Genomic DNA, 16,876 nt, shown 5'->3' on the forward strand with positions numbered 1-16,876 from the left:
GAAGATCTCGTTGTTGAACACGATGTAGGTCATGTCGTGGTTCTCCCGGGCGGTATGCATGAAGTGATTCCCGCCGATGCCGTAGCCGTCGCCGTCACCGCCGGCCGCGATGACCTCGAGGCCGGGGTTGGCGAGCTTCGCGGCACGGGCCACCGGCAGCGAGCGCCCGTGGATGGAGTGGAAGCCGTAGCTGTTGAAGTAGGAGTTCAGCTTCCCCGAGCAGCCGATTCCCGTCACTGTCAGGGTCTCGTCGGGCGTGCGCCCGAGTTCGGGGAGCGCGCCTTTCAGCGCCTTCAGGACGCCGAAGTCGCCACAGCCAGGACACCACGTCGCCTGGGGCTCGATACCCGGTGTGTACTCCTCCTGTTCGATCTCCCGTTCCTCACCGATTGCGCTGAATGCACTCATTGTTAATCACCTGCCGCAGGCACGAACGTCGTCTGGTTCGCTGTCTCTTCTCCGCCGGACAGCGTCGCGTGGAACCCCTCGACAATCTCTCCTGGCTCGAAGGGGTTGCCGTTGTACTTGAGGAGGCTCGACAGCTTCGGGCCGTACTCGCCGAGTTCCTTCTGGGTCAGCCCCCGGAACTGCGCAGTGGCGTTCATCTCGACGACCATGACGCGGTCGACGCTCTCGATGAACTCACGTACCTCAGTTTCCGGGTACGGTGCCAGCTCACCGACCGCCAGCGCCTTCACGGACTCGCCGGCGTCGTTGAGCTCTGTGACGGCCTCCTCGACGGAACCGACCATGCTGCCGAACGCGAGCACGCCGTACGTCGCCTCTTCCGGGCCGTACTCGACGTTCAGGCCGTCTTCGTTCAGCTCCGCACGGATGGACTCCAGCTTTCGACCGCGCCGGTCGACCTGCGCGACCCGGTTGTCGGGGTCCTCACTGATGTGACCGGCCTCGTTGTGCTCGTTTCCACTCGCGAGGAAGCGACCGCCCTTCTGTCCCGGGACCGAGCGCGGCGAAACCCCGTCCTCGGGGTCGTGACGGAAGCGGTGAAGCTTCCCGCCGGGCTCGTGGGGTGCGTCCGGAATCTCGTCCTCTGTGAGCGTGGCACCGATGTCGGGGTTGGGCTCACGGTCGAAGTGGGAGGCTGGAACGTTCCGGTACTCCCCGGAGAGCTTCTGGTCGTAAAGGATGATGCTCGGAATCTGGTAGTCGTAGGCGATCTGGAACGCCTTCCGCGCGTGGTCGTACGCCTCTGCCGGATCGGCAGGCGCGAACACGACGCGGTTGGAGTCGCCCTGAGAGGTGTAGAGGACGTGCTCCAGGTCAGCCTGCTCCGGTTTGGTCGGCATCCCCGTCGAGGGCCCCGCTCGCGCTGCCTCCAGCAGCACGATTGGCGTTTCGGAGATTTCGGCCAGCCCGAGCGGCTCTGACATGAGCGCGAAGCCGCCGCCGGAGGACCCGGACATCGCCTTCACGCCGGTGTGGGACGCGCCGATGGCCATCGCAGCCGCGGCGATTTCGTCTTCCACCTGCTCTGAGATACCGCCAACCTCGGGGAACTTCTGGGTGAGGATGGTGAACGCTTCCGTCCACGGCGTCATCGGGTAGCCGGCAATGAACCGACACCCCTCGTCGAAGGCGCCGTAGGCGATGCCCTCGGAGCCGTTCATGAGCACCTGCTCTTCGTCGTGCTCGCCGGTCGGACAGCTCACCTCGACCTCGCTGACGTCGTAGTTCTCCGTGACCTGCTCGTAGGCCTCGTGGAGAATTTCGATGTTTGGGCCGAGAATCTTCTCGGGCATCGCGTCCCGCATGAGTTCCTCGATGGCGTCGACGGGCACGTCGGCGATGGCGCAAGTAGCGCCAACGCCGGCGGTGTTGCGCATGACCTCTCGACCTTTCTCGCGGGCGAGGCCGCGAAGGTCGAGCGGGAAGACGTGCCAGTTGTTCTCCTCGACGCGCTCCTCGAAGTTCGGTACCTCGTCGGCGTCAAGCAGCCCGTCGTCGTAGACGATAACCCCGCCCTCGCGAAGGTCGTCCAAGTTCTCCGAGAGCGGCTTGATCTCCTCGTTCCCGTAGTAGGCATCCTCCTGGGGGTTGCGCGCGAACGAGTCACCGAGCGCGAGCAGGATGTTGTACCCGTTCCCACGGGAGGTGACGTTCTCGGCCGAGGCTCGTACCTCGGTGTACGTATGACCGCCACGGATCCGTGACGGGTAGTGCCGATGCGTGAACACGTTGAGCCCCGACCGCATCAACGCTTTCGCGAAGTTCTGGCTCGTCGACGCGATTCCGTCGCCGGAACCACCAGCGATTCGCCAGATGAGTTCATCGTCAGTCATGAGTGTTGAACCGGTCCTCGTGGACCGAGTGTACGCGCAAGTTACAACGCCGAACTAAAAGCATTTGCTATGGATTCACAAGGAACGTTAGTGATAGACAAGGACGCTGGCCGTGGATTCAGTGGCGATTCTTGCCCTCGGCGGTCTTCGATTCCGTGCGTCAACGGTGTCAACTACTCGGCACGAAAACAGTACCGGAAGCAGTTTTAGTGAGCCTCGCCCTCGCCCTCCGGCAGTCGTTCCAGATAGTAGGCGAACCCCAGAATCCCGGCGACGATAACGCCACCGCCGACGGCCTGTAGCGGCTCTGCCAGCGCCCCATCGTTGATTCCGACTTCGACGCCGTAGAGCAGTATCGCCAGTCCGATAGTCATCCCAGTTGTCAGTAGGTACGGAGCCGACGACTCGTTCTCAATCATGCCTCTACCAGAGGCGCGAAGCGATAAATAACGCACGGACCCGCCCTGGCCAGCTAGGTTCGACTCGTTGGTTTCGCCTCAGACCCGTTGATTTCTCTCTCACCCTGCAATTTAAATATAATCGCTGGTTGAAAGAATTCGTATCCGGATGAAACTGAGCCACTTGACGTTTGCACTCCTGCTAATCACTGCCAGTGTTCCAGTGTCGAACGCTGCTGCCGACGGCGAGGCACCGCTCGTCGACGCCGGACTGGACCAGTCAGTCGTCGCTGGGACCACTGTCTATCTCGACGGCGGCGGCACGGTCGATCCCGACGGGGAGCTCGCTGCATTTAGCTGGTCGATAGAGACACCACAGGGTCAGGCGATTACTCCGATGGAACCGAACGCGGTTATGACGCGCTTCGTCCCCGGAGAGACTGGCCGATACCACGTTCAGCTAACGGCGACTGACGAAGACGGGAACACCCGGAGTGACACGCTGTTCGTCGACGTTGGCGGCGCAGTCGACAGCCGCACGGACTCGCTAGAAACAACATCGAACGACTCGTCGATGACCCCCGTGACAGGCCAGGATCCCCCTGCACTGGTGACCGACCCGGAGACGACGATCGTTCCCCAGGGTTCGACAAACCAGGGCCCGTTCGGCCAAATTCTCGGCCCGGAGTCGATTCGTGCCGGCTCGTCAGCTCGGTACGTGCTCGAGGTTGGCGACGCGGATGGCCGAGTGACCGATTTCCGCTGGCTGCCGTCGAGCCATTCGAGCGACTCGTCCGGCGTGATTGCTGCGCGCAGTGTGGATCAGACGTATCGCTTCGACGTTGCACCCGGGACGGAAGTCCGGCTCCCGGCTATTGTCGTCGACGACGACGGTGAGAGCACGACGGTTTCCAAGACTGTTCACGTGACAAACAACCCGCCCGAGGCGATGATTCAGGGGAAATCGACGGTCAGTGTTGGTTCGGTCCACGAGTACGATGTGATCGCGTCGGACCCGGACGGCCCGGTCACGTCGTTCGCGTGGGCGACTGACTCCTCTACTGTTGAGTCAGTCGAGACCGGTGGGCTACTGAATACAGCTACGGCCACGGATGGGGCGAAATCGCAGCTGTACCGGTTCACGGCAATTCCAGAGGCCGATGCGACGGTGTCGCTGCGGGCGACAGTTGGGGACGAACACGGTGGGGTAACGACGGCGGAGAAGGGGGTTATCATTGTGGAACAAGATGGGTTAACCAAGGACAGTCCTCAAGCAGAGGTCAAGCCAGAGATTCTGCAGTACGAAGCTAGTCAGAGTGACACCCCGTCAAGCCTGTTCGGTTCGCAAAAAGCGGTTCCCGGCCGAATTGTGTTCACAGCGGTCGCGACCGACAATGATTCCGAGCAGTTGACATTCGAGTGGCAGTTCGGCGACCTCGGGAGCGCGCAAACAGTCGAGAGCGGTGAGAAGATGCGATCGGAAGTGTCGTTCCCGTTCGGGACAGACGAAGTGGATTATCTGAGTGCCGTCCCAGTCACAGTGACCGTCACAGATCAGAACGGGAATTCGCGATCGGTTACGAAACCGCTCGACTTCGAGGAACGACCTGGACAGCGACAAGTCGAGGAAACGCTCAACGTCAGCACGACTGGAGAGATGTCCATTCGCGGTTCTCTAGAACTACGTACGACGGCGACCGGTGCGAGTCCGCCGTCGCAGTTGAATATCTTCTTCGGCGATGGGACGAGGCAGACGCTCTCGAGCGTGGACCAAACTGACGAACAAACCTACAGCTACCGGTTCGAACACCGCTACCGCTCCAGCGGCGAGTATGTGGTTCACGCACAACGGGATGACTCGATATCGCGTGAAACTGTCTCGGTCGGCGAGCGAACCTACGTGGAGTGGCAGTACGAGCAGAAGGTCACGAAAAACACGCGAACGGTCGCCGCAAAACGACCCGCTGGCGACGGCTGGAAACGAATAGGAGTCGACTCAGTGACCTACAAACAGACAGGTGTTCAAACGGCCCAGACGTTGGTCTCCGACGGGACGGCGATAATCCCGGGGGATTCGTGGGAACAAGTTGGTACGAAGGTTGAGTACCACACCGAACAGCGGACCACACGGAAGGCGGAGTCGCCAGGAGAGGACTGGCAGATAACCGAGCGGAACGTCGACGAGCGTGTCGTCTTCGATGGCTGGGAGCCGAGGACCGTCCCCAGTAAGCAGATAGCCGACAACGATTGGGAGTACGTCGGTCGCGTGGCGAAGACCACGACGAGGACCGAAACAACAGAGTCTGCGACGAGACCGGACGGCAACGGTTGGGAGCGCGGACCGAAGACAGGAGATTCAGTACAGGTTGGACACTCCACGACGTGGGTCTCGAACCAATTCATCGCAGGGAGTGCTTGGGAGTACGTCAGGTCCGAACAGTACGTTAGCGGCTATACGAAATCGACGACCTGCGTGGAGTATGCCAACTTCAGAGGTGGAAATTACTGCGTCGAGGAATCGACCACCTGGACGGCGAACTACGACACGCGTTACAAGTACCGGGTTCCTGAATACGACGACGAGTACGAGTGGGAACGAACGGTCGAGGAAACGACGTACGATTACGAGTACCGTGTCGAAACCTACAGCAGGGCAGCATTCCATGAGTATACGACGGAAGAACAGGTTGCAACGGAGTACGCACAGTGGGAGAAACCGATCTACAACGAGACTGAACTCTATCGGTGGAAGAAGACAGAGACGAGTTGGGAGCAGAAAACGTCGCTGAGCGAACCGAACGGGGATGTCAGAAACTTAGAAAAGCAAGTGCGCGAGTGTAGCGAGAAGTGGCAGAAAGGAGAGCCAGAGTCATGTAGGGAAGGACAACCATGAGGCTCGCAACAGTCGCAGTCTGTCTGCTGATCCTCTCGGCTGGCTGTGTCGTCGAAGACCAGGGTACTGAAACGGCGACGCCATCTACGCCAGAGAGAATAGAGGAGACTGCAGATACACCAAAGGAACCTGTAACGCCGTCGTCTGGTAATTACGATATTGAGGTGGTTGCACTAGAGAATTTGGTTCACAAGAAGATGAACGAACGGCGGAAAGAGCACGGAGTAAAACCATTGAACAGGAGTGAGAAACTTGACGCTATTGCCCGATATAAATCGTGGGACATGGCCCAACAGGACTACTTCGCACATCATGATTCAAATGGTGGAAGATACGGATATCTAAGAGACAGGTATAATGCCAACTGTCAATACATGAGTCAGAATCTCAATAAATCGACACATTCCGGGGCAGAGTCTCATATACAGAAGGAACTCAGGGACATTGAAGAGATTTCAAAACGTGCCGTAAACTCCCTGATGAACTCCACCGGCCATCGCAAAAACATCCTCAATCCCGATTACGAACTCCAGGGAATCGGCATCTTCGTCGACGAAAACGGCACCGTCTTTCTCACCCAGGAGTTCTGCGGTTAATCCTCGTTCCGTGGGCTGCTCGGATGATACGGCGTATCGTACTCACCTGGCCGGTCGTCCAGCCGGTCCGGATTCATCCGCCCACCGAGAAGCATGAAGTCGAGTATCGTCAGTGTGAGCATCGACTCGACGACCGGTACTGCCCGCGGCGGCAGCACCGGATCGTGACGGCCGACAACCTGGATTTCCTTTTCGTCGCCGGTCTCCCAGTCTGCAGTCTCCTGGGTTTTCGGAATCGACGTCGGCGCGTGGAGCGTCACTTCCCCGGTAATCGGTTGTCCCGTGGTAATCCCGCCCTGCAGCCCGCCGTGGTCGTTGCCGACCGGCGTCGGGTCCGGGTCCTCTTCGCCCTCGGGGAACTCCCAATCCTCGTTTCGCTTGTAGCCAGTAACTTCGCGGGCCTCACGTCCGAGACCGTACTCGATGGCTGTCGTCGCCGGGACCGAGAGGAGCGCCTGCCCCAGCCGGGCCGGAACGCTATCGAACCTGGGGGCGCCGAGGCCACGCGGGACGCCGTGGGCTTCGAACGCAACGCTGCCACCGATGGAGTCCCCGGCCTCCTGATACCCGTCGATCCGCTCGCGCATCTCCTCGGCCGTCTCCGGATGGGCACAGCGCACCTCGTTTTCCTCGCTGTGGTCGAGCATCTCCTCGAAGCTAACCGGCGGGGCCTCAATCTCGCCGATCTGGTTGACGTGGGCTTTCACCTGTACGTCGTGGTCGCTCTGGTCGAGCACCTGTTTCGCGATCGCGCCGGCTGCGACCCAGTTCACCGTCTCGCGGGCAGAGGAGCGGCCGCCCCCGCCCCAGTTCCGCGTGCCGAACTTCGCGGAGTAGGTGAAGTCGCCGTGACTCGGGCGTGGTGCGGTGACGAACGGTTCGTACTTGCCCGAACGGGCGTCCTTATTTTCGATTGTCATCCCGATCGGAGTACCGGTGGTGTAGCCGTCCTGCAGGCCGGACTGAATCGTGACCTCGTCGGGTTCGCCCCGACTGGTCGTGATCATCGACTGACCGGGTTTACGCCGGTCGAGGTCGCGCTGGATGTCCTCCTCGTCGAGTTCGACGCCGGCCGGGCAACCACTCACAGTACAGCCCATCCCGGGTCCGTGACTCTCGCCGTAGGTCGTTACCTGAAAGAGACGACCGAACCGATTGCCGTTCATTAGCGTAATCTCCGGGGGCCGCGCATTTAGGCTTAGTCCTGTAGATCGCTCACCCGCGCCGCCGCGAACGGGACGAGCATTTCCTCGGCGGTCATCCCACCGTGGACGCCGATCTTGTCATCGTCGTGGTACCACATCACCGTTTCACGGTGGACCGCAACCAGGTCGGGCGCGCGGCGCTCGAACGTCTCGCTCGTCTCAGCCTGACCCTCTCCGAACAACCCACGCTCGGTGTACTCCTCGCGGTCGAGGGTGAGCACGTCGTGGTTCGCTTCGAGGTAGCTTCGGAGCTCCTCGACACGACCATCTTGGACGTGGAACTGGACGTTCCGCGGGCCGCCGACCGGTGGAATCGGCTCGCCGTCATCGTCTCGTTTCAGGATGTCCTGCACCGCTGGTACGTCGAGGTCCACTGCTTCGCTCTGGTCGACGTTGGTGTGACCGTGGTCGGCTGTCACCAGCAGCGCGGTTCGTTGAGCAGTCTCCGCATCGATGCCCTCGACGAGCCCCTCGCGAACCGCCTCGGTGACCATCCGGACCTGCGCGTCGTAGCGATCCTCGGCGGTCCCCGTGACGTGTGAGATGTGGTCGACGTTGGAGACGTATGACGTCACGTGCGTCAGGCCGTCGGCGGCCATGAGCGTGTCCCTGACCGTCACCGCCATATCGGCGACGTTCCAGTAGGCGTTCGTCTCCGCGCCGCCAGTCGTCAGCCGTGAGGAGGCCGAACCGGCGATATGCTCGGGCTGGGCAGCGTGGGTGTCGATGCCCGCAGCTTCTGCGTCACCGTAGATGGCTTCGCCGGCGAACAGCTCACGGGCGTTCGCGAGCGGGTCGTCGTCGTGGATGGGTGTTCCATCCTCCAGCAGGAACGGAAGCGTCTGGATAGACTCATCGACGGCCTCGAAATACTGGTGCCAGCCCAGCAGCCCGTGTTCCGCGGGCAGGAGTCCCGTATGGAGCGTCGTAATCGCCGCAGCTGTCTCGGACGGGTAGACAGCGGTCAGCGGCGTCACTGTCCCCCACTTCTCGAACGCACGGATAAACGGGAGTTCGTCGGCGAGTCGGTTCCACTGGTCCATTCCGAGCCCGTCGAGCACCAGCAGCACGACGCGGTCGATATCCACATCGAGCAGGTCACCGAAGGCACTGGCCGGGAGACCGCACTCGAACTCCTCGGAAAGCAGGGAAAGGGCGCTCTCGGTCACATCGGCGAAACAGCGGTCGCCATACGCCGGGAAGACGTAGCCGCCCTCCTCGTACGTCGTACGGAGGTTGTCCGAATCCGTCATGCAGGCGGCTCGCACGCGGGTGGTTTAGGGATTTCGACGGAACCTGGCGAGAGATGGGTCGCCTCGATCCGGTTCAGTCTCGTGTCTGTTCAGACTCCGTGACTGTAGCGCCGAGGTCGTCGAGCACCGTCCAGAAGCTGGGGAACGACACGTCGACGTGTTCGGCACCGTCGATTGTGGTCGTCCCCTCGGCGACGAGACCAGCGACGGCCAGCGCCATCGCGATTCGGTGGTCACTGCGGCCGTCGACTTCGGCACCGACGAGTTCCGTCTCGGCACCGTGGATCGTGAGCGTGTCCTGCTCTTCGGTCGTCTCGACACCCATCTTCCCGAGCTCTTCTGCCATCGCGTTCACGCGGTCGGTCTCCTTGTACCGGACGTGTTCGCAGTTGACGATTCGAGTGTCACCGTCGGCAATAGCGCCCACAGCCGCAATCGTGGGCAGGAGGTCCGGCGTGTCACCAACGTCGACTTCGATGCCAGTTAGCTCGCCGCCAGCGATGGAGATCTCGCCGGCGTCGCGGTCCCAGTCGATGTTCGCGCCCATCCGGTCCAGAACCTCGACGATCGCGGTGTCCCCCTGCGCGCTCGGCTCTGCACCCTCCACGATGACCTTGGCGTGGTCCGTCGCTGCGACAGCGCCCGCCGCAGCGAGGTAGGAGATCGAGGAGAAATCTCCGGGAACTGCGTAGCTGCCACCCGCTGGGCGGTACTGTTGCCCACCCGGCACCCGGAACCCGTCGGCCGTTCGCTCGGTATCGACGTCGTACCCGTCGAGGACCTCGAGCGTGATGTCGACGTACGGCGCGGATTTGAGTGCGGTTTCCAGCTCGATATCCAGCCCCTCCTCGGTGACCGCACCGGCCATCAGCAACGCGGTGATGTACTGTGAGGAGACGTCGCCCGGTATCGAGACGTCGCCACCCGAGAGCGGGCCGCCGACGACGAGTGGTGCCTGTCCGTTCCCGCGGGTGCTCTCGGCGCGGCCGCCGAGGTCATCGAGAGCCGCAAGCAGCGGGCCCTGGGGACGGGAGCGCAGCGACTCGTCACCCGTGAGCACCGAGAGCCCGTCTCCGAGCGCCGCGCAGGCGGTGACCAATCGCATGGTCGTCCCGGAGTTTTGGCAGTTGATGACGTCATCCGGAGTCTCCGGCCGACCGTCGAACCCGTCGACTGGAAGGGTGCCGTCGTCTTCGAGCTGGAGGCGGTCGACGCTACCACCGAACGCCTCGACGGCGCGCATCGTCGCCTTCGTATCGGCGCTGACCAGCGGGCCCTCCACAGTCGCGCTGTCGGCGTAGCCAGCGGCGAGGATCGCCCGGTGGGTGTAGCTTTTCGACGGCGGTGCCCGGCAGCTGCCGGCGACCTGCGAGCGTGAGACGTGTCGTTTCATATCCTCATCTGTCGGCGCTGGGGAGATGAGTCCACCGGAGCAGGGCGTCCGACTCGATGACCGTCTTCGGAACGAACTTGTGGCCTGCCGAAAATATGCGTGTATGTCGATGACTAACTATGACCTCTACGAGCGCGAGGAGCCAGCGCTCTCGGGAGTCGAACGAGCGCTGTACGACGCGATATCCACCGAAGCACCGTGGAACCTCGTCGAGCGGTTCTCCGAACTCGAGCGGGTCTCGGGAAGTAAACGGGAAGTCGAGGCCGCCGAATACATCACCGGCCGGCTGGAGGAGTTCGGCGTCAGCTACGAGCGTCACGACCCCGAACTCTACCTCTCCATCCCCCAAGAGGCTTCGCTCGCGGCCGCGGGCGAGTCCTTCGACGCGGTCAAAACCGTCTCGTTCGGCGGCGGTAAGGCGGCGGGCGAACTCGTCGACTTCGCCACCGGTGAAGCCAGCGTCGACGATCTCCTCTCGACAGATCTCGGCGATGTGGGTGATATGACGGGAAAGGTTGCGGTGCTCGACGGGCTCCTTCCGATCGAGGCGATCGGTGAACTGGAGGACGCGGGCGTCGAGGGCGTCGTCGTCGTGCACCCGCACGAGCGCGAACCGCACGAGGGAATCGCTACACCCGTCTGGGGCGGCGCGCCTGAGCCCGGCGAGGAGCACCGCATCCCGGACGTGCCTGTCATCGTCACCGCTGCGCCGGTCGGCGAGCGCCTGCGCGAGCACGGTGAGGGCACCGCAGTCGCGCTGACGGCCGAAACCGAAACGGGCTGGTTCGACTCCCCGGTCGTCGAGGCGAAGATTCCGGCCGGAGGCACGGAGTCCGCACCGGAGACAGGCGAGGCCGAGGATTTCGTGCTGCTCCACGGGCATTATGACTCCTGGCACGTGGGCATCGCCGACAACGCGACGGGCGACGCCGCGCTGCTGGAACTCGCCCGGGTGTTCGAAGAACACGCCGACCAGCTTTCGCGTGACCTCCGGGTCTGCTGGTGGCCCGGCCACTCGACGGGCCGGTACGCCGGCTCGACCTGGTACGCTGAGGCGTTCGGTCTAGATATCGAACGTAACTGCGTCGCACAGGTGAACGTCGACTCCCCCGGCGCTGTCGACGCCACCGAGTTCGAAGATATGCTCTGCTGGATGTCCGAAGCCGACGCGCTCGCCCGGACCGCCGTCTCCGACGTCTGTGGCAAGGACGCAACCGAGGTCCGGCCGCCTCGCGCGGGCGACTACTCCTTCAATAATCTCGGCGTCACCGGCTGCTTCATGCTCTCCTCGAACATCCCCAAGGATGTTCGGGAGGAACGGGGTTACCACGCGGTCGGGGGCTGTGGCGGCCACAGCAACGCGTGGCATCTGAGCACGGACACGCTTGACAAGGCCGACCCGGACGTGCTGGTTCGGGACATCCGTGTGTACGCAACCATCGTCTCCCGCCTCCTCGACCGGGAGGTGCTCCCGCTCGACTTCCGGCACACGGCTCAAAAACACGCTGAAACCCTCGAAGCGTACAACGAGGCCGCCGGCGACGAGTTCGACCTGCTGCCTGTGCTCGACGCCCTCGCCGAACTCGAGGCCAATCTGGAGCCGTTCTACGAGGAACTGGAGACCGACACGACCCGACCGGCCGAATTCAGCGCCGACGGCATCGATGCCGACGGGGCGAACGAGGCAATTCGACAGCTCGAACGCGCGCTCGTCCGGGTGGATTACACCACCGAAGGGCAGTTCGAGCAGGACCCCGCGACAGACCGGCCGTCCTACCCGGGGCTCGCTGCTGCGAGAGAGCTCAACGAGATGGACGCCGAGGAACGGAAGAAACAGCGTGTCGCGCTCCGGCGACAGCGCAACCGCGCCGTCTCGCTGCTCGAAGATGCCATCGACGCACTCCCCTGACTGAACCGACGGGCCGGTTCTGTTAGACAGTGGTGTGAGCCCGGAGTTCAAGTAAGAGAACGGGCCCACACCCGTTGTGACCTGAGAACCACCGCGGGACGGGTCGCGGATGCGTGGCCAGCCGTCCCGCGGAGCAGTCGGCCACCTGTTCGCCAGGAGGGACGAGAACCGAGGAGCCCGCAGCTTGCTTCCCCTACTGGCCGTCGCACGCTGGGCCAGCCGCGTCGGCCATCGCTCCCGCGAGCACCTGGGCCCCCTTCGCGCAGTCCGCCCAATCGGTCCACTCCCGCGGGTTGTGGCTGATCCCGTCGGCCGACGGCGCGAACAGCAGCGATGCCTCGGTCACGTCGGCGAGATGCATCGTGTCGTGGGCGGCGCCCGAATGTAGATCCATCGTGGGAATGCCGGTTTTCTCACCCGCGCGGTGGGCTGCCGCGCGAAGGTCCTCCGACATCGGCGTCGGTTCGAGGTCGAACGGTCGCTCGAATGAGGTTTCCACCCCGCGATCGGTCTCGACAACGCCGAGGCTCGCACGAGTGGCCTCGACGATCGTCTGCATCGACTGGTACTCGATGTCCCGGATATCGACGCCCAGCTCCACCTGGCCGGGAACGACGTTGGTCGCGTTCGGCGAGACCGACAGCGAGCCGACCGTCCCTACAGCCGTCTCGCTCTCCTCGTCGACGACGTCGTGTGCGGCGGCCTCGACGTCGAGAACCACCTCTGCGGCCGCCGCGAGCGCGTCAGTCCGCTGGTCCATCGGCGTCGCTCCGGCGTGATTCGCCTCGCCGAGCAGGTCCACCTCGCAGTGGGTGATTCCGGTGATTGTCGTGACGACCCCGACGGGCACGTCCTCTCGTTCCAGCCGCGTATCCTGCTCGACGTGGAGTTCGTACCAGGCGTCCCACGCACTCGCGTCGAGCCGGCCCTCGCCGCGGAACCCCATCCCAGCGAGCGCCTCTTCGAGCGTGATGCCGTCGTCGTCCTCGATAGCGAGCGCCTCCTCGACGGTTCGCTCGCCGATGGCGACCGAGGAGCCGAGCAGCCCGTCGGCGAAACGCTGGCCCTCCTCCTCGGTGAAGGAGACGACGACGAGCGGCCGGGCTGGCTCGACGCTGGCCCCCCGCATTGCCCGGACAGCTTCGAGGGCGGCGTAGACCCCGAGCGGGCCGTCGAAGATGCCGCCCTCGGGCACCGAGTCGACGTGACTCCCTGCTGCGACAGGTGCGGCATCCTCATCAGCAGATTCGGGACACCACGTCCCGGCGATGTTGCCGACGGCGTCGATTTCCACGTCCAGCCCCGCGGCCTCCATCCGTTTGACCAGCATCTCGCGAGCACCGCGGTTCGCTTCGGTGCCGGTGAGCACGGTTCGGCCACGACCCTCCTCGACGTCGATTTTGCCGTGTTCCGCGTTCGCCTCAAGATCTTCTCGGAGCCGCTGTTCCTCGACTTGCATGGCGTATCCTCGGACCCCCCTCTACCTTACCCTTGCCTTCCAGGAATCGGGTGCGCAGTGACGACGAAACCGGTTCCGGTCCCCCCGGAAGCGTCGTGCTTAACCCGGGCCATGCCCTTCTCTCCACCGATGGAGAACGCCGGCGCTGACGCGTTCACGCATCTCGGTCCGGCGGTTCGGTCGGCGCTTTCCGAGCGAGGATTCTCGACGCCGACGGAGCCACAGCGGCGCGCGATCCCGCCGATTGCTACGGGCGAGAACGCGCTCGTTATCGCGCCGACTGGAACCGGGAAGACCGAAACGGCGATGCTGCCCGTGTTAGACAGCATCGCGGCCGCCGAGGAGCGCCACGGTATCTCCGCGCTGTACATCACCCCACTGCGGGCGCTCAATCGTGACATGATGGAGCGCTTGGAGTGGTGGGGCGAAACGCTCGACGTCGAGGTCGACGTCCGACACGGCGACACTACCCAGTACCAGCGCAGTAAGCAAGCGGATGACCCGCCGGACGTGCTCATCACGACGCCGGAAACGGTGCAGGCGATGCTGAGCGGGTCGAAGCTTCGCAAAGCGCTCGAAGACGTCGAGCACCTCATCGTGGACGAGGTCCACGAACTGGCCGCCTCGAAACGCGGCGCGCAGATGACGGTGGCGATGGAGCGCGTTCAGGAGCTCTCAGGGCCGTTCCAGCGCATCGGCCTGTCGGCGACCGTTGGCGATCCGGACGAAGTGGCGAAGTTCCTCACCGGCGCCGTCCAAGGCGAGCACCGAACGCAGCGGGACTATCGCATTATCGAGGTCGACGCCGGCTCCAAGGTGTCGTTCGACGTGGTCCAGCCCGAGATTACCGAAGCGGACCGCCGGCTCGCCGGCGAACTGGCGACGGAGCCGGAGATCGCCAGCCACGTCCGGTTCATTCGGAACCTCGTCGAGGACCACGAGTCGACGCTCGTGTTCGTCAACACCCGCCAGACAGCGGAGGCGCTGGGCTCCCGGTTCAAGAGCCTCGATGCGCCCATCGGCGTCCACCACGGCTCGCTTTCGAAAGACGCCCGCGTCGAGGTCGAAGAGGCGTTCAAGTCCGGGGGTATCGACGGCCTGGTCTGTACGTCGTCGATGGAACTCGGGATCGACGTGGGCCGAGTCGACCACGTCGTGCAGTACGGCTCTCCGCGCGAGGTGGCTCGCCTGCTCCAGCGCGTAGGTCGCGCTGGTCACCGACGTGACCGGGTCTCTCACGGTACCGTCGTCGTTTCCGACCCCGACGATGCCAGCGAGGCCATGGTCATCGCCCGCAGGGCCGCCGCCGGCGAGGTCGAGCCAGCGGGCATCCACGAAGGCAGCCTCGACGTCCTCGCGAATCAGATCGTCGGCCTGCTGATGGACCACGGCGAGATCGACGCACGTGAGGCGTTCGAGCGAATCCGACGGGCCTACCCGTTCCGGAACCTGGAGGAGCGGCAGTTCCGGGAGGTCGTCCGCGAGCTTTCGAAGAACCGGCTGCTCTGGCTGGAGGAGGAGCACGACCGGCTCGAGAAATCCGGCGGGACGTGGCAGTACTTCTACGCCAACCTCTCGATGATCCCCGACGAGGAGACCTACCAGGTGTACGACGTCTCCTCCCGGCGCGGCATCGGGAGCCTCGACGAGCGGTTCGTCGTCAACTTCGCCGAACCGGGCTCCGTCTTCGTCCAACGTGGCGAGATGTGGCGCGTCGACCGTGTCGACGAGGAGGAGGAGCGCGTCGAGGTGTCGCCGGTGCAGGACCCCGGCGGCGAGGTGCCGACGTGGGTCGGCTCGGAGATCCCGGTCCCTGCAGCGGTCGCGAACGAGGTCGGTCTGCACCGTGGCGTGGCCGGCCAGCAGTTCGAGACCGGTGCGACACGCTCTGCCGTCGCCGTCGACCTCGCTCAGCGCTACCCTGTCGAGAGTCACACTGCGGAAACGGCAGTGGGACCGGTCGAGCGCCAGGTCGACGCGGGCGCGCCCGTCCCAACCGACGAGCGCCTCGTCGTCGAGGGGTCGGGGCGGACGGTCGTGCTGAACAGCCCCTACGGCCACACGGTCAACGAGACGCTCGGGCGGCTCTGCTCGGCGCTCGTCGGGCAGCAGACCGGCTCCTCCGTCGGGATGGAGGTCGACCCCTATCGCATCGAGTTCGAGGTGCCCGGCGGCGTCGGCGTCGGCGCGTTCCGCGATGTGCTGCTCGACACTGACCCGGCACACGTCGAAGCGATTCTGGAACTGGCGCTGAAGAACTCGGATGCCCTGAAGTTCACGCTCACGCACGTCGCCGCGAAGTTCGGGGCGCTCAAGCGGTATCAGGGCCAGGGGCGGTTTGGCGCCGACCGGTTACTCGCGGCGCTTTCGGACACTCCCATCTACGAGGAGGCGCTCCGCCAGGTGTTCCACGAGGACCTGGCAGTCGAGGCGACCAGGGACCTGCTGGAGCGGCTGCAGTCTGGCGATCAGGAGCTTGCCACCGCACGCGAGCGCACGGCCATCGGCGCGGGCGGGCGCTCGGCGGGCGGGGAGTTCCTCGTCCCCGACAACGCGGACGCGAGCGTTATCCAGACGGTCCGGGACCGGCTGGAGAGCGACCGGGTGCTCCTGTTCTGTGTCCACTGCAAGGACTGGACCCGGACGCAGGAGGTCGGGCGGATTCGCGAGCCGATCAAGTGCCCCACCTGCGGCTCGACACGGGTTGCCGCACTCAACCCGTGGGCTGACGACGTAGTGAAAGCCACGCGTGCCGAGGAGAAAGACGAGGAGCAGGACCGGATGACGCGGAAGGCGTTCAAGTCGGCCAACCTCGTCCAAGCGAACGGGTTGAAAGCGGTTCGGGCGCTCGCGGCCCGCGGTGTTGGTCCCCAGACCGCCGCCCGGATCATCGCGAAGTTCCGGGAGGACGAGGCCGACTTCTACCGGGACATACTCGAACAGGAGCGCCAGTACGCGCGGACGAAGAGTTTCTGGGAGTGAAGTCGGGCCGAACCGTTATGCGCCTCCGGTCGAACGCCAGAGTATGGCCGAGCACGACGCGCTCACGCCCTGGACGGCCGTCGACGAGGGGGACGCTGACGCTCTCGGCCGGCGACGTCGGTATCGACGACCGACTCGTCGCTCCCGGCTGGTCCTGTGCCGAGACCGGGGAGGTCGGCCGTCGTCTCCACGGCTTCGCCGTCGCGGCAGGGCTCGACGACGTGGCAGTCGAGACGGTGACGCTCTCGTTCACTGACTTCGAGTCAGCTGACAGCGTGCTCGGGTTTACGGGTCGTATCGACCGCTTCCGGGCCGCCGACGAACTGTCCGACGCGACGGCGCAGTCGTGGCTGTCGAGCCTCAGGGACGCCGAGGAGCAGTTTTTCAGCTCCCTGACGCTGTTCACCGTCTCCGGGACCGTTCCGGTGGGGGACTGAGCTGTGCGGACGAACAGCGCGGCAGACGCAATCCCACACCCTGAAGCGTCC

The 16,876-nt window shown here is 64.1% G+C and carries 12 protein-coding genes; 5 read left to right on the top strand and 7 right to left on the bottom strand.

What is annotated here, in order from left to right:
* The 3 genes from V5A38_RS06625 to V5A38_RS06635 all read right to left on the bottom strand — a co-directional run.
* Positions 1-408, bottom strand: a 408-nt coding sequence (locus V5A38_RS06625) for a thiamine pyrophosphate-dependent enzyme (protein WP_332324962.1), incomplete at its 3' end; no start/stop codon positions are given.
* A 2-nt stretch (positions 409-410) separates the two neighbouring features.
* The gene (locus V5A38_RS06630) at positions 411-2,300 is read right to left on the bottom strand and encodes a 2-oxoacid:acceptor oxidoreductase subunit alpha (protein WP_332324963.1); all 1,890 of its coding nucleotides are present in this window, start codon (positions 2,298-2,300) and stop codon (positions 411-413) included.
* A 206-nt stretch (positions 2,301-2,506) separates the two neighbouring features.
* Entirely contained in the window at positions 2,507-2,719 is a 213-nt protein-coding gene (locus V5A38_RS06635) for a hypothetical protein (protein WP_332324964.1), read from the bottom strand.
* 928 nt (positions 2,720-3,647) lie between these two features.
* On the opposite strand from V5A38_RS06635, the gene V5A38_RS06640 reads away from it, so the two are divergent.
* Positions 3,648-5,591: a hypothetical protein gene (locus tag V5A38_RS06640; protein WP_332324965.1), complete on the top strand. Its 1,944-nt coding sequence runs from the start codon at positions 3,648-3,650 to the stop codon at positions 5,589-5,591.
* Complete coding sequence (locus tag V5A38_RS06645) at positions 5,588-6,187, top strand: CAP domain-containing protein (protein WP_332324966.1); 600 nt, start codon at positions 5,588-5,590, stop codon at positions 6,185-6,187. The genes V5A38_RS06640 and V5A38_RS06645 overlap by 4 nt, the downstream gene beginning before the upstream one ends.
* Here the strand turns inward: V5A38_RS06645 and aroC are convergent.
* The 3 genes from aroC to aroA form a co-directional block, all read right to left on the bottom strand.
* The gene (gene aroC / locus V5A38_RS06650) at positions 6,184-7,353 is read right to left on the bottom strand and encodes a chorismate synthase (RefSeq protein WP_332324967.1); all 1,170 of its coding nucleotides are present in this window, start codon (positions 7,351-7,353) and stop codon (positions 6,184-6,186) included. The two genes, V5A38_RS06645 and aroC, sit on opposite strands and share 4 nt — an antisense overlap.
* A gap of 32 nt (positions 7,354-7,385) precedes the next feature.
* Positions 7,386-8,645: an alkaline phosphatase family protein gene (locus tag V5A38_RS06655; protein WP_332324968.1), complete on the bottom strand. Its 1,260-nt coding sequence runs from the start codon at positions 8,643-8,645 to the stop codon at positions 7,386-7,388.
* Between the two features lie 73 nt (positions 8,646-8,718).
* Positions 8,719-10,038, bottom strand: a complete 1,320-nt coding sequence (aroA, locus tag V5A38_RS06660; protein WP_332324969.1) for a 3-phosphoshikimate 1-carboxyvinyltransferase — start codon at positions 10,036-10,038, stop codon at positions 8,719-8,721.
* A gap of 103 nt (positions 10,039-10,141) precedes the next feature.
* Between aroA and V5A38_RS06665 the strand changes: the two genes are divergently transcribed.
* Positions 10,142-11,947: a M28 family peptidase gene (locus V5A38_RS06665; protein ID WP_332324970.1), complete on the top strand. Its 1,806-nt coding sequence runs from the start codon at positions 10,142-10,144 to the stop codon at positions 11,945-11,947.
* A gap of 193 nt (positions 11,948-12,140) precedes the next feature.
* On the opposite strand, the gene V5A38_RS06670 is transcribed toward V5A38_RS06665, so the two are convergent.
* A complete protein-coding gene (locus tag V5A38_RS06670) occupies positions 12,141-13,406 on the bottom strand; it encodes a Zn-dependent hydrolase (protein ID WP_332324971.1) in 1,266 nt (421 codons plus the stop codon).
* A gap of 129 nt (positions 13,407-13,535) precedes the next feature.
* Between V5A38_RS06670 and V5A38_RS06675 the strand changes: the two genes are divergently transcribed.
* Both V5A38_RS06675 and V5A38_RS06680 read left to right on the top strand, forming a co-directional pair.
* Positions 13,536-16,388 (top strand): DEAD/DEAH box helicase, encoded by a 2,853-nt coding sequence (locus V5A38_RS06675; RefSeq protein WP_332324987.1) that lies wholly within the window; start codon positions 13,536-13,538, stop codon positions 16,386-16,388.
* Positions 16,389-16,405: 17 nt separating this feature from the next.
* The gene (locus V5A38_RS06680) at positions 16,406-16,825 is read left to right on the top strand and encodes a hypothetical protein (RefSeq protein WP_332324972.1); all 420 of its coding nucleotides are present in this window, start codon (positions 16,406-16,408) and stop codon (positions 16,823-16,825) included.
* Positions 16,826-16,876 lie beyond the last annotated feature (51 nt).

Source organism: Halolamina sp. (assembly GCF_036626355.1).
Taxonomy (GTDB): domain Archaea; phylum Halobacteriota; class Halobacteria; order Halobacteriales; family Haloferacaceae; genus Halolamina.

Excerpts from the sequence above, each read along its gene's own strand:
- V5A38_RS06630 (WP_332324963.1), bottom strand. The coding sequence starts at position 2,300 with ATGACTGACGATGAACTCATCTGGCGAATCGCTGGTGGTTCCGGCGAC.
- V5A38_RS06635 (WP_332324964.1), bottom strand. The coding sequence starts at position 2,719 with ATGATTGAGAACGAGTCGTCGGCTCCGTACCTACTGACAACTGGGATG.
- V5A38_RS06640 (WP_332324965.1), top strand. The coding sequence starts at position 3,648 with ATGATTCAGGGGAAATCGACGGTCAGTGTTGGTTCGGTCCACGAGTAC.
- V5A38_RS06645 (WP_332324966.1), top strand. The coding sequence starts at position 5,588 with ATGAGGCTCGCAACAGTCGCAGTCTGTCTGCTGATCCTCTCGGCTGGC.
- aroC (WP_332324967.1), bottom strand. The coding sequence starts at position 7,353 with ATGAACGGCAATCGGTTCGGTCGTCTCTTTCAGGTAACGACCTACGGC.
- V5A38_RS06655 (WP_332324968.1), bottom strand. The coding sequence starts at position 8,645 with ATGACGGATTCGGACAACCTCCGTACGACGTACGAGGAGGGCGGCTAC.
- aroA (WP_332324969.1), bottom strand. The coding sequence starts at position 10,038 with ATGAAACGACACGTCTCACGCTCGCAGGTCGCCGGCAGCTGCCGGGCA.
- V5A38_RS06665 (WP_332324970.1), top strand. The coding sequence starts at position 10,142 with ATGTCGATGACTAACTATGACCTCTACGAGCGCGAGGAGCCAGCGCTC.
- V5A38_RS06670 (WP_332324971.1), bottom strand. The coding sequence starts at position 13,406 with ATGCAAGTCGAGGAACAGCGGCTCCGAGAAGATCTTGAGGCGAACGCG.
- V5A38_RS06675 (WP_332324987.1), top strand. The coding sequence starts at position 13,536 with ATGGAGAACGCCGGCGCTGACGCGTTCACGCATCTCGGTCCGGCGGTT.
- V5A38_RS06680 (WP_332324972.1), top strand. The coding sequence starts at position 16,406 with ATGCGCCTCCGGTCGAACGCCAGAGTATGGCCGAGCACGACGCGCTCA.